Origin of the sequence: Streptomyces sp. 15-116A, assembly GCF_025290915.1 — a bacterium.
Lineage (GTDB): Bacteria > Actinomycetota > Actinomycetes > Streptomycetales > Streptomycetaceae > Streptomyces.
Genome location: NZ_JAOCQE010000101.1, coordinates 1 through 20,807, shown reverse-complemented (window position 1 = coordinate 20,807; position 20,807 = coordinate 1). Strand labels below are relative to the sequence as shown.

The following is a 20,807-nucleotide window of genomic DNA, read 5'->3' as shown; positions in this document are numbered from 1 at the left end:
CGTGCGGGCCGCCCGCTGCCGGTCGGTACGGCCCGCCGCGTGCGTGGCCTGACGTTTCTGCTTGGCCTCGGTCAGCTTGCGCAGGCACGCCCAGCGGGCCAGCGCGTACAGCCAGGCCCGGCGCTCTCCGGGCGCGCCCGGGACATGCCGGCCGCGGCGCTCGGCGAGCGCGAGGACGTCGGCGAGGGCGGCGGTCGCCGCGTCGTGATCGCACAGCACGGACAGGCAGTAGGTGAACAGGCCGTCCAGATACGGCTCGTGCGGCGCGGGCGGCCGCTTCGCGAGTGCGCGGGCGGCCCCACGGTCACGCACCTCCCGGTGCGCCCGGTGTGCGCCGGTCGTGCGGGTCGAGGTCTCCGGGCCACTGCTCATCATTCGGCGACCGTAGGGGGCCTCGGGTGCCCCCTTCCGGAGCCCTGGGCTTTTTTAGTCCGTACGGGTGAAACGATCCCTCAATCGAGGACAGGAACCTTTCGCTCAACGGATGGGACGATTTTTCTCCGGCTCGCCTTCACGCCGCCGGACGGCCTCCCAGCGCGTCCGGCGTTCGAGGACGAGGCCAGCCCGCTGTCAGACCCGGCCGATACCTTGTGCGCATGGCTGCCCGTACCAAGACCACCAAGGACCGCCCGTCCTACCGCTGCACGGAGTGCGGCTGGCAGACGGCCAAGTGGCTCGGCCGCTGCCCCGAATGCCAGGCATGGGGCACGGTCGAGGAGTACGGCGCGCCCGCGGTCCGTACGACGACACCCGGCCGGGTCACCACCTCCGCCCTGCCCATCGGCCAGGTGGACGGCCGCCAGGCCGCCGCCCGCTCCACCGGCGTGCCCGAGCTGGACCGAGTGCTCGGCGGCGGACTGGTCCCCGGCGCGGTGGTGCTCGTCGCGGGCGAGCCCGGTGTCGGCAAGTCCACGCTGCTGCTGGACGTCGCGGCCAAGTCGGCGAGCGACGAGCACCGCACCCTGTACGTCACGGGCGAGGAGTCGGCGAGCCAGGTCCGGCTGCGCGCCGACCGCATCCACGCCATCGACGATCACCTGTATCTCGCCGCCGAGACGGATCTTGCCGCCGTCCTCGGCCACTTGGACGCGGTGAAGCCGTCCCTGCTGATCCTGGACTCCGTGCAGACGGTCGCGTCCCCCGAGATCGACGGCGCCCCGGGCGGCATGGCGCAGGTCCGCGAGGTGGCCGGCGCGCTGATCCGCGCCTCCAAGGAGCGCGGGATGTCCACACTCCTCGTGGGCCATGTCACCAAGGACGGTGCGATCGCGGGCCCGCGTCTGCTGGAGCACCTGGTGGACGTCGTCCTGCACTTCGAGGGCGACCGGCACGCGCGGCTGCGCCTGGTCCGGGGCGTGAAGAACCGCTACGGCACGACCGACGAGGTCGGCTGCTTCGAACTGCACGACGAGGGCATCACGGGCCTCGCGGACCCGAGCGGACTGTTCCTGACCCGCCGTGACGAACCGGTCCCCGGCACCTGCCTGACGGTGACCCTGGAGGGCCGCCGCCCGCTGGTCGCCGAAGTACAGGCGCTCACCGTGGACTCGCAGATCCCCTCCCCCCGGCGCACCACCTCGGGCCTGGAGACCTCCCGCGTGTCGATGATGCTCGCCGTGCTGGAACAGCGCGGCCGGATCAGCGCCTTGGGCAAACGGGACATTTACTCCGCAACGGTCGGCGGGGTGAAGCTCTCGGAACCGGCCGCGGACCTCGCCGTGGCGCTCGCGCTCGCCTCCGCGGCCAGCGACACCCCGCTGCCGAAGAATCTCGTCGCGATCGGCGAGGTCGGACTCGCGGGCGAGGTGAGACGCGTCACGGGCGTGCAGCGCAGGCTCGCCGAGGCGCACCGTCTGGGCTTCACACATGCCCTGGTGCCGGGCGATCCGGGCAGGATCCCGGCCGGTATGAAGGTCCTGGAAGTCGCGGACATAGGGGACGCTCTTCGCGTTCTTCCCCGCTCCCGTCGCCGAGAGGCCCCACGGGAGACGGAGGACCGCCGGTAGACTTTGCCCAGGTCTCGCCCGTCCGTACGAACCGAGTGTGCGAAACGAGGGCGCCCCAGAACCTGCGACCGGAGGAGTGCAGTGGCAGCCAACGACCGGGCAGCAGCTCCCGGAAAGTCCGGTGGGAGCGCCGGCTCCGAGGGCCTGATGCGCGCCTCGCTGAGCGCCGTGGCACCCGGCACCGCACTGCGTGACGGCCTGGAGCGAGTGCTCCGCGGCAACACCGGCGGTCTCATCGTGCTCGGCTCCGACAAGACCGTCGAGGCGCTGTGCACGGGCGGTTTCGTGCTGGACGTCGAGTTCACCGCGACCCGGCTGCGCGAGCTGTGCAAGCTGGACGGCGGCATCGTGCTGTCCTCGGACCTGTCGAAGATCCTGCGGGCCGGCGTCCAGCTGGTCCCGGATCCCACGATCCCCACGGAGGAGACCGGCACCCGGCACCGCACCGCCGACCGCGTCTCCAAGCAGGTCGGCTTCCCGGTCGTCTCCGTCTCCCAGTCGATGCGCCTGATCGCCCTCTACGTCGACGGCCACCGCCGCGTCCTGGAGGACTCGGCGGCGATCCTCTCCCGCGCGAACCAGGCGCTGGCCACCCTGGAGCGCTACAAGCTCCGCCTCGACGAGGTCGCCGGCACGCTGTCGGCGCTGGAGATCGAGGACCTGGTCACCGTGCGGGACGTCTCGGCGGTCGCGCAGCGCCTGGAGATGGTGCGCCGCATCGCCACCGAAATCGCCGAGTACGTGGTCGAACTGGGCACCGACGGGCGTCTCCTCGCCCTCCAGCTGGACGAGTTGATCGCCGGTGTGGAGCCGGAGCGCGAACTGGTCGTACGGGACTACGTCCCCGAGCCCACCGCGAAGCGCTCCCGCACGGTCGACGAGGCGCTGTACGAGCTGGACGCGCTCAGCCACGCGGAGCTGCTGGAGCTGTCGACGGTGGCGCGTGCGCTGGGCTACACCGGCTCCCCCGAGACCCTCGACTCGGCGGTCTCCCCGCGAGGCTTCCGCCTGCTGGCCAAGGTCCCGAGGCTGCCGGGCGCGATCATCGACCGGCTGGTGGAACACTTCGGGGGCCTGCAGAAGCTGCTGGCGGCGAGCGTCGACGATCTCCAGACGGTGGACGGAGTGGGCGAGGCGCGGGCGCGCAGCGTACGGGAGGGTCTGTCGCGGCTGGCGGAGAGCTCGATTCTGGAGCGGTACGTCTGAGGGCGGCGGTGGGACCGGTTCGTACAGAGCTGCGGCCCGGTGGGGGCTGGTCGCGCAGTTCCCCGCGCCCCTAGGTAACTCCAGCTGACGTCAGTCGCATGCGGCACCCCGCTAGCGCGGGCGAGCGAACCAACCCCCGCCCAGCCCCACCCCGGGCCACCGACGAAGGCAACCGCTAGTCCGCATCCAGCACGAACGACGTCCGCACCTTCTCGAACCCCGGTGCCTTCGCCTCCACCAGGTACGTCCCCGGCTTCGCCGACCCCGCACCCGGCGTCGCACACTTCGGCTCACTCGGCTTCCGGTCCCACTTCACGGTGTACGTGATGCTCTCCCCCGCAGGCACCCGGAACACCAGGCTCCCCGCACCCTTGGGGCAGTCGTCCGACGACCAGTACGCGTCGTCACCATCGGCCTGAGTGACCGTCAACACCGCGTTCTTCGGCCCGAGATCGACCTTGCAGTCGCTCCCGGAGACATTCCGCGCGGTCAGCAGAAACGTCGGCGTCGCCCCGGGCTCGTACGTGTTCCGGGCACTGCGCAGGCTGAACTTCACCGCACTCGCCGTACAGTTGGGCAGCTTCGACCCGGATCCGGCCGGCAAGGCGTCCCCCGCCCCGACCCCCGCCGACGTACCGCCTTCGGCGCCGCCACCGGCGCTCCCCCCGGCGCCTTCGCCCGAGCCGCCACCGGAACCGTCCGCACCCCCGGAGTCCCCGGGATCACCGTTCGCCCCGTCGTCCCCGGCACCGGACGAGCCCCCGGACCCGCCGCCCTCCGACTCGTCGCGCCCGCCCGGCGCCTGGCTGATCGCCGGCCCCGAACTCGACGGTCCGGGAGTGATGGACGGCGCGGGATTCTTGCCGTTGGCACCGTTGTCGCGGTCGCCGCCGCCTCCACCGCCCGAGCTGACGATCCAGGTGATCAACAGCGCCAACAGGGCTAGTACAGACAGCAGTACGGCCCTCCGTCGCCAGTAGATGGAGGAGGGAAGCGGCCCGACCGGATTGCGCAGAGATCCCACGGCGCAAACTGTACGAGAGATCGGCGCGTTCGCTGGCCCCACCCGCCGCTGAGATCCGCAACTTTTCCGGATCATCATCCCGGAATTCCCTCTGCCACCCCTGTCTTTCGTCAGGTACGGCACACGACGATCGCGGGGTGTGACCGAACCGGCGCCCCGCCTACGGTCCGTGACCATGGACTTCGTGGACAGCGGGCTCTACCGCGACATCACCGACTACGCGCAAGACACGCCGACGTGGGTACAGCACACGGCCGAAACAGGAACCGAGGCCGGACTGCTGGTCTTCATCGCGCTGTTCGTCCTCGCCTGGTGGCGGGCCCGGCGGGCCGACCCGCACGCGTTCGCGATCGCGGCCCTTGCACCCTTGGCCACGGCTGTGGCGTACGTCTGCAGTGAGGTACTCAAGTCCGTTGTCACGCAGGAGCGTCCGTGCCGTGCGGTCACGGACGCCGCGCCGTCGCTGGCCGACTGCCCGCCGCACGGCGACTGGTCGTTCCCAGCAATCACGCCACCATCGCGGGCGCCTCGGCGCTCACCCTGGTCCTGGTCCGCCATGTGCTGATCTGGCTCACGGCTCCGCTCGCGCTGCTGATGGCCTTCTCGCGCGTCTTCGTCGGCGGTGCACTACCCCCACGACGTCGCCGCGGGCCTGCTCCTCGGAGCGGCCGTCGCCTTCGCGGCCGTGCGGCTGGGCACAGGCCCGGCGGTCCGGCTGACGGAGGCGATGCGGACGTCGCAGGCGCCTGCGGTGCGCTGGTTCACCGGCCCGGGGCCAGCCCGTTCCGCGGTACGCCGCTGACGCCGCCGCCGTCCTCCACGAGCCCCGCCTCGTACGCCACGATCGCCGCCTGTACGCGGTTGCGTACGCCGAGGGGGTCCAGGACCGAGCTGACGTACGCCTTCACGGTGCCCTCCACCAGATGCAGGCGGGTCGCGATCTCCGGGTTGGACAGGCCGGCCCCCACCAGCCCGAGCACCTCGCGCTCCCGCGGGCTGAGGTCCGCCACGCGCGCGCGTGCCTGTGCCTCACGGCTGAGCCTGCCGTCGCCGAGTCCCTCGATGACGTACCGGGCCACCTTCGGCGACAGGAAGGCCGCGCCGCCCGCCACTGCCCGTACGCCCGCGATGAGTTCGTACGGGTCACCGGACTTGAGCAGGAAGCCGGTGGCGCCGCCGCTCAGCGCGCGGGCCACATAGGCGCGTTCGGAGAACGTGGTGAGCATCGCGACAGCCGTGCCGGGCACGGTCCGTACGATCTCCTCGGCCGCCGCGAGGCCGTCCAGGCGGGGCATCCGGATGTCGAGCAGGGCCACGTCGGGGCGGTGGGCGCGGGCCAGTTCGACGGCCTCGCGGCCGTCGCCCGCCTCCGCGACGACGTCCGTCTCGCCGCCGCTGTCCAGAATGGCGCGCACACCCGCGCGCACCATCGCCTCGTCGTCGGCCAGCAGCACCCGGATCACTTCGTGAACTCCTCGTCGTAGTCGCGCTGTTCTCCCGTCAGACCGACGCGCGGGACGACGTCCTTGGCGATCAGGCGACCCTCGCCGTCGAAGCACAGCCGGAAGTGGTCGACGGAGACGACAGTTCGCCGCTCGCACGGTATTGACATGCTCCTCGCCCTGAAGGGCGAGGATTCTGGCCTTCCTTGACTGGTTGCTGTGCCGCTACGCGGCACGGTTTCCGGTCGGGAATCCGAGGCTTCCTGTTTCTTCGCGCTGTGCCGGGATTCCTCCCGGTCTTACCGGCGCTCCGCAGGCCGATACCGCCAGTCCGGCGGCCGTCTTGATGTTGATCGCGGCGTTGGTGTCCCGGTCGTGGACGGTGCCGCAGACACGACAGGTCCATTCCCGCACACTCAATGGTTTGGGTCCGTCCACGGCGCCGCAGGCGTGGCAGGTCCGGGAGGTCGGTTCGAACCGGCCGATCTTCACCAGGGTGCGGCCGTACCGCTTGGCCTTGTACTCCAGCATGGCCACGAACTGTGACCAGCCCGCGTCGTGCACGGACTTGGCCAGCCTCGTGCGCGCCAGTCCTGCCACCGACAGGTCCTCCACGGCGATCGCTTGGTTCTCGCGGATCAGCCGGGTGGAGAGCTGGTGGTGGAACTCGCGGCGTGCGTCGGTGACCTTGGCGTGGGCGCGGGCGACCTTCACCCGTGCCTTCTCCCGGTTCTTCGATCCTTTCTGTTTGCGGGACAGCTCCCGCTGGGCCTTCTTCAGCTTCTTCTCCGCCCGGCGCAGAAACCGCGGCGAGTCGATCTTCTCGCGGGTGGACAGCACCGCGAAGTGCGTCAGACCGAGGTCGATGCCGATGCTCTGGTCGCTGTCCGGCATCGCCGTGGCGTCGGCGGCCGGGTCGGTGTCGATGACGAACGACGCGAAGAACCGGCTGGCCGCGTCCCTGATCACGGTCACCGAGCTGGGCGTGGACGGCAGGCGGCGGGACCACTTCACCTTCACTGCGCCGATCTTCGGCAGGTTCAGCCGGCCGCCGTCGGTGATGCTCCAGCGGGCGTTGGCGGTGAACCGGATCGACTGCCGCGTGTCCTTGCGGGACTTCAACCGTGGGGCACCCAGCCTGGGTCCCTTGCGGGTGCCCTTGAGGGAGGCGAAGAAGTTGCGGTACGCCGTCTCGGCGTCCCGCAGGGACTGCTGGAGCACCACCGCGGAGACCTCACCCAGCCAGCACCGCTCCTTCGTCTGCTTCGCCTCGGTGATCAGCTTCCGGGACAGCTGACCGGCCGTCGGGAACGGCTGCCCGGCTCTACGGGCGTCTTCACGGGCGCGGACCGCGTCGTTGAACACGACACGGGCGCACCCGAACGCCTTCGCCAACGCCGTCTGCTGGCCGGCGTCCGGGTAGAGCCTGAAGGCGTACCGGAGCTGCATGCCGATCACCCTGGAAAGCTCGAACACCCACTGTCACCGGGAACATGTGCACGAGACGTCACCGGAGCGGTGCACTGCCCGGCTCCGCCGGAACAACACCGCGACGCTCCGCGTCGCCACCATGAGATTCGCTCCACCCCCGGCCTGAAGGCCGAAGCACTGCGAATGAATCCCGGTAGCGGCAGTCGGCACCCTCGGGCGGTGCGGGAACCCGCTCCACGGGCGGGTCGTGGACGTCCCGGTCGGGCAGGACCGCCGCTGCTGCCGATCGTCAGGTGCGGGGCACGCTTCGAGACGGACCGGCCGAAGGGACGGTCACGAAGACCCGTACCCATACACACGGCCGCATGTACCCGATCGGTCCCCCTCGACGTGGCAGGATCGATGGGTCATGACTGCTCCCACGAAGCCCCCGTACGGCGGCACCGCCGATTCCGCGTCCGAGCGTGCTCTTGGAGAGCCGCTGCACTCCCCCGTGATCGACTGGTTCGACGAGCACGCCCGTGACCTGCCGTGGCGGCGCCCGGAGGCCGGTGCGTGGGGGGTGATGGTCAGTGAGTTCATGTTGCAGCAGACCCCGGTGAACCGGGTCCTGCCCGTCTACGAGCAGTGGCTGGCCCGCTGGCCGCGTCCCGCCGACCTCGCGGCGGAGGCGCCCGGCGAGGCCGTGCGTGCCTGGGGCCGGCTCGGGTATCCGCGCCGGGCGCTGCGGCTGCACGGTGCGGCCGTCGCCATAGCGGAACGGCACGGTGGAGACGTACCGGCCGATCATGCGCAGCTGCTGGCGCTGCCCGGTATCGGTGAGTACACCGCGGCGGCGGTGGCGTCGTTCGCGTACGGGCAGCGGCATCCGGTGCTGGACACCAATGTGCGGCGGGTGTTCGCCCGGGCGGTGACCGGGGTGCAGTATCCGCCGAACGCCACGACCGCGGCCGAGCGGCGGCTCGCGCGGGCCCTGCTGCCGGAGGACGAGTCGACCGCCGCCCGGTGGGCCGCCGCCTCCATGGAGCTGGGGGCGCTGGTGTGCACGGCGAAGAACGAGTCGTGCCATCGGTGCCCGATCGCGGCGCAGTGCGCGTGGCGGCTCGCGGGCAAGCCGGCGCACGAGGGGCCGCCGCGGCGGGGGCAGACGTACGCGGGTACGGACCGGCAGGTGCGGGGGCGGTTGCTCGCGGTGTTGCGGGAGGCGCACGGACCGGTGCCGCAGGCTGCGTTGGACCGGGTGTGGCATGAGCCGGTGCAGCGGGCTCGTGCGCTGGACGGGCTCGTCGCGGACGGCTTGGTGGAGCCGTTGCCGGGGGGTTTGTACCGGTTGCCGTTGGCCTGAACGCCGGGTGTCGGTGCCGGCCGGGGGTGGCTCGCGCAGCCCGGCGCTGACGGGGGCACCGTCCGCGCCCACCCGTGCCGCTGGGGGTACCTCCCAGGCCCTTGAGGCACTGGGGGAGGCACGACTGCCCGCGGGATGGACGGGATGGACCGGATCGGCGGCGCGGCCTCTCCGCCCGGCGCCCGCCTGCGCATGAAAGATACGTGCGCAAATCCGGCATCCCCTACCCAACCGCCCCGCCGTTTTACCCCCTTCCTCCCTCCGTTACACAACCGACGGACAGCCGAGGGCTGCCCGCAGGGTGCTTCGCACAGGGCCGTGACAACGCCTCCGTAGCTTCTTCTGCGTGCCCGGTGAGGGCGCGCAGACCACGGAACACAGGCAGTGCACCGGCCCGCAGGGGTGGGCCGGAAACGGGGAAGCAGGAGGCGGTTCACCATGGCGCAGGGCGAGGTGCTCGAGTTCGAGGAGTACGTCCGCACCCGGCAGGACGCGCTGCTGCGCAGTGCCCGCCGGCTGGTCCCGGACCCGGTGGACGCGCAGGACCTGCTGCAGACCGCGCTGGCCCGGACGTACGGCCGCTGGGAGACGATAGAGGACAAGCGCCTCGCCGACGCCTATCTGCGCCGCGTCATGATCAACACGCGGACGGAGTGGTGGCGCGCCCGCAAGCTGGAGGAGGTGCCGACCGAGCAGCTCCCGGACGCCAGCGTGGACGACGCCACCGAGCAGCACGCCGACCGCGCCCTGCTGATGGACGTGCTGAAGGTGCTCGCCCCGAAGCAGCGCAGCGTCGTGGTGCTGCGACACTGGGAGCAGATGTCCACCGAGGAGACGGCCGCCGCACTCGGCATGTCGGCCGGAACGGTCAAGAGCACGCTGCACCGGGCGCTCGCCCGGCTCCGCGAGGAGCTGGAGGCGCGCGATCTGGACGCACGGGCGCTGGAGCGTGAGGAGCGGGAGCGTTGCGCGGCCTGACCGGCGCGGGGTCCACACGGGCCCGGGGAACCGCCCAGGCGGCGGGTACGGCGACGGCCGTGCTCGCCGCCCTCGGCCTTTTCACCGCGGCCTGCGGCACAGGCGGCACCGGTGCCCGGGACGAGGGCCCGGCGCACGCGGAGGCGGACGCCGTGCCGAGCTCCGCCGCCGCTCCGTCCGCCGCGGCGTCGAGCACGCCCGACCGGGTGGACGCGGTCCGGCTGATCAAGTCCGACCCCTCCGTCTCGGCGGAGGTCAAGCGGGATCTGAAGCCGTGTGTCGCCGACGAGTACCCCGTCGACGTCTCCTACGGCAATCTCACCGGAGGGCCCGGCGACGACGTCGTCATCAACGTGCTGACCTGCGGGGACGCCGTGGGTGTCGGCAGTTACGTCTATCGCGGCGAGGGCGGTGAGTACCGGAACGTGTTCACGGCGGAGGAGCCGCCCGTGTACGCGGAGATCGACCGGGGGGACCTGGTGGTGACCAAGCAGGTGTACGACCCCGGCGATCCGGTGTCGAGCCCGTCCGGGGAGAACGTGATCACGTATCGCTGGACCTCGGGCCGGTTCACCGAGGAGTACCGCACGCACAACGACTACGGCAAGGTGGCCGGCGCGGAGCCGACGCCGGTGCCCGAAGGCTGAGACTGAGACTGACCCATGGCAGACCAGACCCACGTGCTGTTCGTCGAGGACGACGACGTCATCCGCGAGGCCACCCAGCTCGCCCTGGAACGGGACGGCTTCGCCGTCACCGCGATGCCCGACGGTCTGTCGGGCCTGGAGGCGTTCCGGGCGAACCGTCCCGACATCGCGCTGCTCGACGTCATGGTCCCCGGCCTGGACGGCGTGAGCCTGTGCCGGCGCATCCGCGACGAGTCGATGGTGCCGGTGATCATGCTGTCGGCGCGCGCCGACTCGATCGACGTCGTGCTGGGCCTGGAGGCGGGCGCCGACGACTATGTGACCAAGCCGTTCGACGGTGCCGTCCTGGTGGCCCGGATCCGGGCGGTGCTGCGCCGCTTCGGGCGGGCGAGCGGTGGCCGCGAGGAGGAGGGCGCCGCGGACGACGGCGGGGTGCTGTCCTTCGGCGAGCTGGAGATCGACACCGAGGGCATGGAGGTGCGCCGGGCCGGGGAGCCGGTGGCGCTGACGCCGACCGAGATGCGGCTGCTGCTGGAGTTCTCCTCGGCGCCGGGCACCGTCCTCTCCCGCGACCGGCTGCTGGAGCGCGTGTGGGAGTACGGCTGGGGCGGCGACACCCGCGTCGTCGACGTGCATGTGCAGCGGCTGCGGACGAAGATCGGGCAGGACCGTATCGAGACGGTCCGCGGCTTCGGTTACAAGCTGAAGGCCTGAGCGGACCGATGCGGGGGACAAGGCGGGGGCGGCTCGGCCGCCTGGTGGCCGCGTGCGTCGACCGGGTGGGCCTCGGGGCGGGCCTGCGGTGGAAGCTGAGCGCGGCGATCGCGCTGGTCGGCGCGCTGGTGGCGGTCGTACTGAGCCTGGTCGTGCACAACGCGGCGCGGGTGTCGATGCTGGACAACGCGCGGGACCTGGCCGACGAGCGGATCATGGTCGCCCAGCGCAACTACGAGCTGTCCGGCCGGCTGAACTTCCCCAACACCAAGATCAACGACCCGGAGCTGCCGCCCGAGCTGCGGGAGAAGGTCGAGGCGGGACGCCGGGCGACGTACGTGGCCGACCGGCCGGGCGGGGCGCCGGACATCTGGGCGGCCGTGCCGCTGAAGAACGGGCAGGTGATGTCGCTGCACTCGGGCTTCACCGACCGCAGTTCCGACATCCTCAAGGACCTCGACCAGGCGCTGGTGATCGGCTCCATCGCGGTCGTCCTCGGCGGCAGCGCGCTCGGTGTGCTGATCGGCGGTCATCTCTCGCGCCGGCTGCGCAAGGCGGCCACCGCCGCGGGGCGGGTCGCCAAGGGCGAGACGGACGTGCGGGTGCGCGAGGCCATCGGCGGGGTCGTACGGGACGAGACCGACGATCTCGCCAGCGCGGTGGACGCCATGGCGGACGCGCTGCGGCAGCGGCTGGAGGCCGAGCGCCGGGTCACCGCCGACATCGCGCACGAGCTGCGCACCCCGGTGACCGGGCTGCTCACCGCCGCCGAGCTGCTGCCGCCGGGCCGGCCGACCGAGCTGGTGCTGGACCGGGCGAAGGCGATGCGCACCCTGGTCGAGGACGTGCTGGAGGTGGCCCGGCTGGACGGCGCCTCCGAGCGGGCCGAGCTGCAGGACATCCTGCTGGGCCAGTTCGTCACCCGGCGGGTCGCGGCGAAGGAGCCCGACGTCACGGTGCACGTGGTGCACGAGTCGGAGGTGACCACGGATCCGCGGCGCCTGGAGCGCGTGCTGTTCAACCTGCTCGCCAACGCCGCCCGGCACGGCAGGCCGCCCATCGAGGTCACCGTGGAGGGCCGGGTGATCCGGGTCCGCGACCACGGGCCCGGCTTCCCGGAGGACCTGCTCGCCGAGGGCCCGAGCCGCTTCCGCACCGGCAGCAAGGACCGGGCGGGCCGGGGCCACGGCCTCGGCCTGACCATCGCCGCCGGACAGGCCCGGGTGCTCGGCGCGCGGCTGACCTTCCGCAACGTCCGGCCGGCCGGGGCGCCGGACGACGTACCGTGCGAGGGCGCGGTCGCCGTGCTGTGGCTGCCGGAACACGCGCCTACGGACACGGGCAGCTATCCGATGCTGCTGCCGTGAGCTCAGTGGCGGCGGCTCACCGGGACGGTCCGGCTCATCCGAACGACTTCGAGAAGTCCAGCTCCTCGCTGCGCTCGGTCAGCGAGTACCAGTTGCCGTTGTCGTCGCGGAAGATCGCCTCGATGCCGTACGGCCGCTCCTGCGGCTCCTGGATGAACTCCACCCCGCGCGCCTTGAACGTCTCGTAGTCACCGCGGCAGTCGTCCGTGCGGAACGCCCCCGCGCCGATGACGCCCTTGCTGACCAGCTTCTTCAGCGCCGCGGACGAGTCGGCGTCCAGGCCGGGGCCGTCGAGGCTCATCAGGGCCAGCTCGACCTCGGGCTGGTCCTTGGCGCCGACGGTGATCCAGCGCATGTCGCCCAGCGAGAGATCGCTGCGCACCTCGAAGTCGAGCTTCTCGGTGAAGAACGCCTTCGTGCGCTGCTGGTCGAAGGTCCATACGGTGCTGATTCCGAGCCCCTTGATCATGGCTCCGCGCTCCTGTCGTGGGTGGGTATCCGCTCCTCACCGTAGGCAGGGCGGGACGCGGGGCGCTTCTTCGAAGTTGCGGTGGGGAAGCCGCCGGCCCACAGCATCGCGTAGCAGCCGGGGATGAGGGCGGCGCCCCGGCCGACGTGCTGGGAGCGGTACTCGGTGGGGGTGAGGCCGGTGCGGGCCTTGAAGCGGGCGGAGAACGTGCCGAGGCTGCTGAAGCCGACCAGGTGGCAGATCTCCGTCACGCTCAGATCGGCGACGCGCAGATACTCCTCGGCGCGCTCGATCCTGCGGTGCGTCAGGTACTGGCCGGGGGTCTCGCCGTAGGTCTCCTTGAAGGCGCGCAGGAAGTGGTAGCGCGAGTACCCGGCGTGTGCCGCGATCGCGTCCAGGTCGAGGTCCGGGTCGGCCCAGTCCCGGTCCATCGCGTCCTTGGCCAGCCTCAGCTGGCGCGCCTTGTCCATGCGATCGATGGTGGCACGAGGGTCTGACATCGGCCCTGGCATGCCGAGAGCCCCCCGGGCGGACACGGCCGGGGGGGGGCTCTCGGGTGTACGGGAGGACGGTCAGACGGCCTCGCCCACGGGTGCCGGCGCGGGCTCGTCCTTAGACGTCGCGTCCTTGGGGCCCGCACCCTTCAGCGGGACCTCCTTGACGAACACCGCCGCCGCCAGCGAGATCACCGCGACGACCGCGCCCAGCAGGAACGCCCCGTGGGTGCCCGAGGACACCGCGTGCTGGTAGGCCTCACGGGCCGCCGCCGGCAGCGCCGCCATGCCCTCCTCGGTCAGCTGGGCGGACTGCTCGGTGACCTTGGAGCCCAGCGCCCCGGCCCGCTCGGTCATGACGTCCTGGACCCGGCTGTTGAACAGCGCGCCCATCACCGCCACGCCGAAGGAGGAGCCGAGGGTGCGGAAGAGGGTCGCGGACGAGGAGGCCACGCCCATGTCCTTCATCTCCACGCTGTTCTGCGCGACCAGCATGGTGATCTGCATCAGGCAGCCCATGCCGAGGCCGACGACGGCCATGAAGATCCCGGAGGTGAGCCGGGAGGTGCCGGTGTCCATGGTGGACAGCAGATACAGGCCGACGATCATCAGGACGCTGCCGGCCACCGGGAACATCTTGTAGCGGCCGGTGCTGGTGGTCACCCGGCCGGCGACCATCGAGGTGACGAGCATGGCGCCGAGCATCGGCAGGAGCAGCAGACCGGAATTGGTCGCGGAGGCGCCCTGCACGGACTGCTGGTACAGCGGCAGGAACAGCACCGCGCCGAACATCACGAAGCCGGTGATGAAGCCGATGACGGACATCAGCGTGTAGTTGCGGCTGCGGAAGATGTGCAGCGGCAGTACCGGCTCGGCGGCCTTGGTCTGCCAGAGCACGAAGCCGACCAGCGCGGCCACGCCGAGGCCGGTCAGCTCCATGATCCGCGCGGAGGTCCAGGCGTACTCCGTGCCGCCCCAGGTGGTGACCAGCACGATCGCGGTGATGCCGACGGTGAGCAGGACGACGCCGAGGTAGTCGATGCCGGCCTTGGCCCGCTTCTTCGGCAGGTGCAGTACGGCGCCGACGGCGGCCAGCGCGATCGCGCCGAGCGGCAGGTTGATGTAGAAGGCCCAGCGCCAGCCCCAGTTGTCGGTGATGGTGCCGCCGACCAGCGGGCCGCCGATCATCGCCAGCGCCATGACCGCGGCCATCATGCCCTGGTACTTGCCGCGTTCGCGGGGCGGGATCAGATCGCCGATGATCGCCATGACGCCGACCATCAGACCGCCGGCGCCCAGGCCCTGCACGGCGCGGAAGCCGATCAGCTCGCCCATGTTCTGGGCCATGCCGCTGAGCGCGGAGCCGATCAGGAAGATCACGATGGACGCCAGGAAGGAGCCCTTGCGCCCGTACATGTCGCCGATCTTGCCCCAGACCGGGGTGGAGGCCGCGGTCGCGAGGGTGTAGGCGGTGACGACCCAGGAGAGGTGCTCCAGGCCGCCCAGCTCGCCCACGATCGTCGGCATCGCGGTGCCGATGATCATGTTGTCCAGCATCGCGAGCATCATCGCGATCATCAGCGCGAGCAGGACGACCCGCACGCTCTTCGGCTGTGTGCCGCCGCTGTCCTTGCCGGCGATCGCCGCCGCCGCTGTGTCCGCCATCGCTCCCACTCACCCAGTCACGCGGGCCGCGCTACTTACTTGCCGCCCGGCTAGTTCACTACACTGGGAAAGCTAGCCGCGTAACTAGCCGGGCGTCAAGTAAGTTTTTGGGAAGAGCAGGTCACGTAGGAGGATGGGCGGCACCATGGACGGCACCAAGCAGCGGCGCCGCGGGGACACCCGCCAGCGCATCCAGGACGTGGCGCTCGAACTCTTCGCCGAGCAGGGCTACGAGAAGACCTCACTGCGCGAGATCGCCGAGCGCCTGGAGGTCACCAAGGCCGCTCTGTACTACCACTTCAAGACCAAGGAAGAGATCCTCGTCAGCATCTTCGAGGACCTCAACCGGCCGGTCGAGGAGCTGGTCGAGTGGGCCCGGCAGCAGCCGCGCACGCTGGAGACGAAGCAGGAGATCATCCGCCGTTACAGCGAGGCACTGCTCGCCGCCGCCCCCCTGTTCCGCTTCATGCAGGAGAACCAGGCCACCGTGCGCGAGCTGCGCATCGGCGAGATGTTCAAGACCCGCATGCTGGGCCTGCGGGACATCCTGCTGGACCCGGACGCCGAACTGGTCGACCAGGTGCGCTGTGTGAGCGCCCTGTTCACCCTGCACGCGGGCATGCACGTCATGCAGGACGTCGAAGGCGACCCCGAGGACAAGCGCAGGGCCGTCCTCGAGGTCGCCATCGATCTGGTCACCCAGGCGCACCGGGGTGCGCGGGATTCTTAGGGCACTCGTGCCTTACGGGCCCGGTCAGGCGCCGTGGGCGCGCAGGAACTTCATCGGGTCGATGGCCGAGCCGTAGTTCGGGGTGGTGCGGATCTCGAAGTGCAGGTGCGGGCCGCTGGAGTTACCGGTGTTGCCGGACCGGGCTATCTTCTGGCCGGTCTTGACGATCTGGCCGATCTTCACGTTGACCTGCGACAGGTGGGCGTACTGGGAGTACGTGCCGTTGCCGTGCTTGATGACGACGGCGTTGCCGTAGGCGGGGCCGTCGCCGGCGCCGTTGGGGCCGGCCTTGACGACGGTGCCGCCGTGAGTGGCCATGACCGGGGTGCCGGTGGGGACGGCGTAGTCCTGGCCGGAGTGCTTGGAGGCCCACATGCCGCCGTTCTGCGCGAAGCTCGCGGACAGCTTGTAGCTCTTGACCGGGGAGACCCAGGACGCGGCCTTCTTCTTCGCGGCGACCTGAGCCGCCTTCTTCGCCTGGGCGGCCTTCGCGGCGGCGGCCTTCTTGGCGGCGGCAGCCTTCTCCGCCTTCACCGCCTGGGCCTGAGCGGCCTTGGCCTGGGCAGCCGCCTGCGCCTGGACGGCGGTGGCGGCACTGGAGGCGGCCGTGGTGTCGGCGGCGGCCGCGATCCCGGCTCCCATCGCGACCGAGCCCGCCAGGCCGGCGGCCAGCACGGCCGTGCGAGTGCGGTTCAGGGACGGACGGAAGGAACGGGACGTGACGCGCTCGAACATCGAAACCTCGTGGTGCAGGGGGCAGAGGAAAACCACCCGACGCACAGGACCGCGCCGCGGTGGCCATTCATTGGTAGCCCTTCCGCCCAGAACACCGCAAAGGTGTGACCTACGACGAAACCTCGTAGTTCTGGGGTGAGATGCAGGTCTCTTGACAGAGGCCTCTTACGGGGCGAAACCCCCATTTCAGGCTGATCGATCAAAGCTTTGCGTTGGATGTCCGATTTGGTTTCTGGGGTGTTCCCACTATTCCGGCTAGTACCGGACATATCGCCTGTGCAGCATGTCACCGCGGGGCTGGTTTTGGCGCCCGAGAAATGTGGCGCAGGCCTCTAGGCACCTACCGCCCGGTAACCCTACGGTTCACCTCGCGTCACCCTCGCACACGAACATGCACACGACATGTTGGCGTCCGGACGTGAGAGGACCCCCCACGAGATGAAGAGCCGACACCCCTGGCTGAGCCGCGCAACGGTCACCGCCGTCTCCGCGACCGCCCTGGTGGCCCTGGCCGCACCGGCCGAGGCCACCACCGCCGCCCCCGGCACCCCTGCGGCTTCGACGGCGGCCGTCGCCGCGGACGTCGACTACGACACCTGGCAGCGGGACTGCCAGGCGGTGATGGACCAGGCCCTGCCCTATGTGAAGCAGCGCATCGCGGACAGCAAGCCGGGCGAGAAGCAGGCGATCGTCCTCGACATCGACAACACCGCCCTGGAGACCGACTTCGGCTTCAGCTTCCCGCAGCCCGCCAACCAGCCGGTCCTGGAGGTCGCCCAGTACGCCGAGGAACGCGGCGTCGACCTGTTCTTCGTGACCGCCCGCCCGGGCATCATCTACGCGCCCACCGAGTGGAACCTCGACCAGGCCGGCTACGAGTCCTCCGGCCTGTACGTCCGCGGCTTCTTCGACCTGTTCAAGAACGTCGCCGACTACAAGACCGCCCAGCGCGTGGCCATCGAGCGCAAGGGCTACACGATCATCGCCAACATCGGCAACAGCCCCACCGACCTCTCGGGCGGCCACGCGGAGAAGACGTTCAAGCTGCCGGACTACGACGGTCAGCTGTCCTGACGCGAACATGAGAAAGGGGCTGCCCCCGGACGTGATGTCCGGGGGCAGCCCCTTTTCGCGTTCAGCGTGAGCGCAGTGGCTACGCGTCCTTGCTCAGGTTCGGGCCGGTGCCACCGGCCGCCTGCTCGATCGGCGGGACGTCGGGCAGGGCCGACTTCTCCTCGCCGCGGAAGGTGAAAATCTGGGACTCGCCCTCGCCCTCGGTGTCCACGACCACGATGTGACCGGGGCGCAGCTCGCCGAAGAGGATCTTCTCCGACAGCGAGTCCTCGATCTCCCGCTGGATCGTCCGGCGCAGCGGCCGGGCGCCCAGGACGGGGTCGTAGCCCTTCTTGGACAGCAGCTCCTTGGCGGACTGGGAGAGCTCGATGCCCATGTCCCGGTCCTTCAGACGCTCGTCCACCTTGCCGATCATCAGGTCGACGATCCGCAGGATGTCGCCCTGGGTCAGCTGCGGGAAGACCACCACGTCGTCGACGCGGTTGAGGAACTCGGGCCGGAAGTGCTGCTTGAGCTCGTCCGAGACCTTGTTCTTCATGCGCTCGTAGTTGGTCTTCGTGTCACCCGCGGCGGCGAAGCCGAGGTTGAAGCCCTTGGAGATGTCCCGGGTGCCGAGGTTGGTCGTCATGATGATGACCGTGTTCTTGAAGTCCACGACCCGGCCCTGGGAGTCGGTCAGGCGACCGTCCTCCAGGATCTGCAGCAGCGAGTTGAAGATGTCCGGGTGGGCCTTCTCGACCTCGTCGAACAGGACGACCGAGAACGGCTTGCGGCGCACCTTCTCCGTCAGCTGGCCGCCCTCCTCGTAGCCCACGTAGCCGGGGGGCGAACCGAAGAGACGCGAGACCGTGTGCTTCTCGCTGAACTCCGACATGTCGAGGGAGATCAGCGCGTCCTCGTCGCCGAAGAGGAACTCCGCGAGCGCCTTGGACAGCTCGGTCTTACCGACACCGGACGGACCGGCGAAGATGAACGAGCCACCGGGACGCTTGGGGTCCTTCAGACCCGCGCGGGTACGGCGGATCGCCTTCGACAGCGCCTTGACGGCGTCGTCCTGGCCGATGACCCGCTTGTGCAGCTCGTCCTCCATGCGGAGCAGACGGCTGGACTCCTCCTCGGTCAGCTTGAAGACCGGGATGCCGGTGGCGGTCGCGAGAACCTCGGCGATCAGCTCGCCGTCGACCTCGGCGACGACGTCCATGTCGCCGGCCTTCCACTCCTTCTCCCGCTTGGCCTTGGCGGCGAGGAGCTGCTTCTCCTTGTCGCGCAGGGAGGCGGCCTTCTCGAAGTCCTGCGAGTCGATCGCGGACTCCTTGTCCCGGCGGACACCGGCGATCTTCTCGTCGAACTCGCGCAGGTCCGGCGGCGCGGTCATCCGGCGGATCCGCATCCGGGAACCGGCCTCGTCGATCAGGTCGATCGCCTTGTCCGGCAGGAAGCGGTCCGAGATGTAGCGGTCGGCCAGGGTGGCGGCCTGGACCAGCGCCTCGTCCGTGATGGAGACGCGGTGGTGCGCCTCGTAGCGGTCGCGCAGGCCCTTGAGGATCTCGATGGTGTGCGGCAGGGACGGCTCCGCGACCTGGATCGGCTGGAAGCGGCGCTCGAGGGCCGCGTCCTTCTCCAGGTGCTTGCGGTACTCGTCCAGCGTGGTCGCACCGATGGTCTGCAGCTCGCCGCGGGCCAGCATCGGCTTGAGGATGCTCGCCGCGTCGATGGCGCCCTCGGCGGCACCCGCACCGACCAGCGTGTGCAGCTCGTCGATGAACAGGATGATGTCGCCGCGGGTGCGGATCTCCTTGAGCACCTTCTTCAGGCGCTCCTCGAAGTCACCGCGGTAGCGGGAACCGGCGACCAGGGCGCCCAGGTCGAGGGTGTAGAGGTGCTTGTCCTTGAGGGTCTCGGGCACCTCGCCCTTGACGATGGCCTGGGCGAGGCCCTCGACGACGGCGGTCTTGCCGACGCCGGGCTCACCGATCAGCACCGGGTTGTTCTTGGTACGGCGGGACAGCACCTGCATGACCCGCTCGATCTCCTTCTCGCGCCCGATCACCGGGTCGAGCTTGGACTCACGAGCGGCCTGGGTGAGGTTCCGGCCGAACTGGTCGAGGACCAGGGACGTGGAAGGCGTGCCCTCCGCAGGACCGCCGGCGGTGGCGGTCTCCTTGCCCTGGTAACCGGAGAGCAGCTGGATCACCTGCTGCCGCACGCGGTTCAGATCTGCGCCCAGCTTGACCAGGACCTGGGCGGCGACGCCCTCGCCCTCACGGATCAGGCCGAGCAGGATGTGCTCCGTGCCGATGTAGTTGTGGCCCAGCTGAAGGGCCTCGCGGAGCGACAGCTCCAGGACCTTCTTGGCACGGGGGGTGAAGGGGATGTGGCCGGACGGGGCCTGCTGGCCCTGGCCGATGATCTCCTCCACCTGCTGGCGGACCGCCTCGAGCGAAATCCCGAGGCTCTCAAGGGCCTTGGCGGCGACACCCTCACCCTCGTGGATCAGGCCCAGGAGGATGTGCTCGGTGCCGATGTAGTTGTGGTTGAGCATCCGGGCTTCTTCCTGAGCCAGGACGACAACCCGCCGCGCGCGGTCGGTGAACCTCTCGAACATCGTTAATCGCTCCTCAGAGCGGTCAGGCAGTGGGGGGAACTTCCCCTCCCTGTCCTTCCGCAGCTTAGTCCCGCAAGCGGGGACCGCTCATTCCAACTGCCGACACCGTCGATGGCCTCCTGACCCCGAACGCCGACATCTGCTCCAACCCGATGGTGCGAGACGATGTTCCCGCAGGCCAGGCAGTTACCCCCATCGCCAGTACGCCCATGGCGAACGTGAGACGTCCTGCCCTGCATGTCGCCCCCTCCCACTAGGGATGTCTTACCCGCTGCTACTGACAGTCCATGCCGAGTGCACGGGTTCCCTCCGCTACGGGCGAACAACCTTGCGCCGTTTAACGCCCCCACACGCCCCCACGTTCGACACTCTGTGCATACGTGTATACACCCAGCGTAACTCAAGGGGGCTTGTGGCAGTTGCACTTGGCATGGTTGCCACCGTCCCGCTGCCGCGCCGGCCCCTGGAGCAGGGGTGCGCCGAACGGGTGCGGCACTGGTACGAGAACGAACTGGGGTGGCCCACGGTGCCCGGGGATCCGGTGCGACTGGTGCTGGGCGCACGCTTCGACGTCCTCGACGTCCCGTCGGAAGCGGGCCACGCGGCACTGCGGCACCTGGACCCCCTGGGCTGCACGTTCCCGGTGGCGCTCCAGGGCCCCCGAATGCGCTTCTTGGTGACCGCGGGCAGCGCGGAGGAACTCCCGGAGCTGCTGGAGTGGCTCGAGTGGGGAGCCGTGGGGCTCGACCTGGTGGGGCTGGGGGCGGGGGACGTGATGGACGCACCGGTGGCTGGGGGGCGGCCGGGCGAGGGGCACGTGATGGACGCGGCGGTGCCTGGAAGGCGGGAGGGTGAGGGGGCGCTCGAGCCGGGGG

At 70.3% G+C, this 20,807-nt stretch carries 19 protein-coding genes and 2 pseudogenes; 11 read left to right on the top strand and 10 right to left on the bottom strand.

The window, feature by feature from the left end; translation table 11 throughout:
* Positions 1-375, bottom strand: a pseudogene (locus N4P33_RS18135) (hypothetical protein); the annotation flags it as partial.
* Positions 376-596: 221 nt separating this feature from the next.
* Between N4P33_RS18135 and radA the strand changes: the two are divergent.
* Positions 597-2,006, top strand: coding sequence for a DNA repair protein RadA (radA, locus tag N4P33_RS18130; RefSeq protein ID WP_260827668.1), 1,410 nt, complete (start codon positions 597-599; stop codon positions 2,004-2,006).
* Positions 2,007-2,087: 81 nt separating this feature from the next.
* Complete coding sequence (disA, locus tag N4P33_RS18125; RefSeq protein ID WP_260827667.1) at positions 2,088-3,212, top strand: DNA integrity scanning diadenylate cyclase DisA; 1,125 nt, start codon at positions 2,088-2,090, stop codon at positions 3,210-3,212.
* 175 nt (positions 3,213-3,387) lie between these two features.
* Here the strand turns inward: disA and N4P33_RS18120 are convergent, their stop codons facing one another.
* Positions 3,388-4,236: a hypothetical protein gene (locus N4P33_RS18120; protein ID WP_260827666.1), complete on the bottom strand. Its 849-nt coding sequence runs from the start codon at positions 4,234-4,236 to the stop codon at positions 3,388-3,390.
* Between the two features lie 175 nt (positions 4,237-4,411).
* Between N4P33_RS18120 and N4P33_RS18115 the strand changes: the two are divergent.
* Positions 4,412-5,038: pseudogene (locus N4P33_RS18115) on the top strand (phosphatase PAP2 family protein).
* On the opposite strand, the gene N4P33_RS18110 reads toward N4P33_RS18115, so the two are convergent.
* The 3 genes from N4P33_RS18110 to N4P33_RS18100 are packed head-to-tail and all read right to left on the bottom strand — an operon-like array spanning position 4,998 to position 7,127.
* The gene (locus N4P33_RS18110; protein ID WP_260827665.1) at positions 4,998-5,699 is read right to left on the bottom strand and encodes a response regulator transcription factor; all 702 of its coding nucleotides are present in this window, start codon (positions 5,697-5,699) and stop codon (positions 4,998-5,000) included. The pseudogene N4P33_RS18115 and the gene N4P33_RS18110 overlap by 41 nt on opposite strands.
* Positions 5,696-5,848: a hypothetical protein gene (locus N4P33_RS18105; RefSeq protein ID WP_260827664.1), complete on the bottom strand. Its 153-nt coding sequence runs from the start codon at positions 5,846-5,848 to the stop codon at positions 5,696-5,698. The genes N4P33_RS18110 and N4P33_RS18105 overlap by 4 nt, the downstream gene beginning before the upstream one ends.
* A 55-nt stretch (positions 5,849-5,903) precedes the next feature.
* Positions 5,904-7,127 carry a transposase gene (locus N4P33_RS18100; RefSeq protein WP_260827663.1) on the bottom strand — a complete coding sequence of 408 codons (1,224 nt, stop codon included), beginning with the start codon at positions 7,125-7,127 and terminating at the stop codon, positions 5,904-5,906.
* A gap of 391 nt (positions 7,128-7,518) precedes the next feature.
* Here N4P33_RS18100 and N4P33_RS18095 point away from each other — a divergent pair, with 391 nt between their 5' ends.
* From N4P33_RS18095 to cseC, 5 genes are all read left to right on the top strand, one after another.
* Positions 7,519-8,454, top strand: coding sequence for an A/G-specific adenine glycosylase (locus N4P33_RS18095; protein WP_260827662.1), 936 nt, complete (start codon positions 7,519-7,521; stop codon positions 8,452-8,454).
* A 438-nt stretch (positions 8,455-8,892) separates the two neighbouring features.
* On the top strand, positions 8,893-9,432 hold the full coding sequence (locus N4P33_RS18090) for a SigE family RNA polymerase sigma factor (protein ID WP_260827661.1): 540 nt from the start codon (positions 8,893-8,895) through the stop codon (positions 9,430-9,432).
* Positions 9,420-10,079: a hypothetical protein gene (locus N4P33_RS18085; RefSeq protein WP_260827660.1), complete on the top strand. Its 660-nt coding sequence runs from the start codon at positions 9,420-9,422 to the stop codon at positions 10,077-10,079. Before N4P33_RS18090 ends, N4P33_RS18085 begins: the two co-directional genes overlap by 13 nt.
* Positions 10,080-10,094: 15 nt before the next feature.
* On the top strand, positions 10,095-10,793 hold the full coding sequence (gene cseB, locus N4P33_RS18080) for a two-component system response regulator CseB (protein ID WP_260827659.1): 699 nt from the start codon (positions 10,095-10,097) through the stop codon (positions 10,791-10,793).
* The gene (cseC, locus tag N4P33_RS18075) at positions 10,682-12,160 is read left to right on the top strand and encodes a two-component system sensor histidine kinase CseC (protein ID WP_399029685.1); all 1,479 of its coding nucleotides are present in this window, start codon (positions 10,682-10,684) and stop codon (positions 12,158-12,160) included. Before cseB ends, cseC begins: the two co-directional genes overlap by 112 nt.
* A gap of 34 nt (positions 12,161-12,194) precedes the next feature.
* Here cseC and N4P33_RS18070 read toward each other — a convergent pair whose 3' ends face one another.
* The 3 genes from N4P33_RS18070 to N4P33_RS18060 all read right to left on the bottom strand — a co-directional run bounded on the left by N4P33_RS18070 (position 12,195) and on the right by N4P33_RS18060 (position 14,788).
* On the bottom strand, positions 12,195-12,629 hold the full coding sequence (locus N4P33_RS18070) for a VOC family protein (protein WP_260827657.1): 435 nt from the start codon (positions 12,627-12,629) through the stop codon (positions 12,195-12,197).
* Entirely contained in the window at positions 12,626-13,099 is a 474-nt protein-coding gene (locus tag N4P33_RS18065; protein ID WP_260827656.1) for a helix-turn-helix transcriptional regulator, read from the bottom strand. The genes N4P33_RS18070 and N4P33_RS18065 overlap by 4 nt, the downstream gene beginning before the upstream one ends.
* Positions 13,100-13,201: 102 nt before the next feature.
* Positions 13,202-14,788, bottom strand: coding sequence for an MDR family MFS transporter (locus N4P33_RS18060; protein ID WP_260827655.1), 1,587 nt, complete (start codon positions 14,786-14,788; stop codon positions 13,202-13,204).
* A 133-nt stretch (positions 14,789-14,921) separates the two neighbouring features.
* On the opposite strand from N4P33_RS18060, the gene N4P33_RS18055 reads away from it, so the two are divergent.
* Positions 14,922-15,518 carry a TetR/AcrR family transcriptional regulator gene (locus N4P33_RS18055; RefSeq protein ID WP_260827654.1) on the top strand — a complete coding sequence of 199 codons (597 nt, stop codon included), beginning with the start codon at positions 14,922-14,924 and terminating at the stop codon, positions 15,516-15,518.
* Between the two features lie 24 nt (positions 15,519-15,542).
* Here N4P33_RS18055 and N4P33_RS18050 read toward each other — a convergent pair whose 3' ends face one another.
* Complete coding sequence (locus N4P33_RS18050; protein WP_260827653.1) at positions 15,543-16,253, bottom strand: M23 family metallopeptidase; 711 nt, start codon at positions 16,251-16,253, stop codon at positions 15,543-15,545.
* Positions 16,254-16,691: 438 nt separating this feature from the next.
* Between N4P33_RS18050 and N4P33_RS18045 the strand changes: the two genes are divergently transcribed.
* Entirely contained in the window at positions 16,692-17,327 is a 636-nt protein-coding gene (locus tag N4P33_RS18045; protein WP_260827652.1) for an HAD family acid phosphatase, read from the top strand.
* Between the two features lie 79 nt (positions 17,328-17,406).
* Here N4P33_RS18045 and N4P33_RS18040 read toward each other — a convergent pair whose 3' ends face one another.
* The gene (locus tag N4P33_RS18040; protein WP_260827651.1) at positions 17,407-19,932 is read right to left on the bottom strand and encodes an ATP-dependent Clp protease ATP-binding subunit; all 2,526 of its coding nucleotides are present in this window, start codon (positions 19,930-19,932) and stop codon (positions 17,407-17,409) included.
* A 430-nt stretch (positions 19,933-20,362) separates the two neighbouring features.
* On the opposite strand from N4P33_RS18040, the gene N4P33_RS18035 reads away from it, so the two are divergent.
* Positions 20,363-20,807 (top strand): SCO3374 family protein (locus tag N4P33_RS18035; RefSeq protein WP_260827650.1); only part of this gene is annotated, 445 nt, incomplete at its 3' end.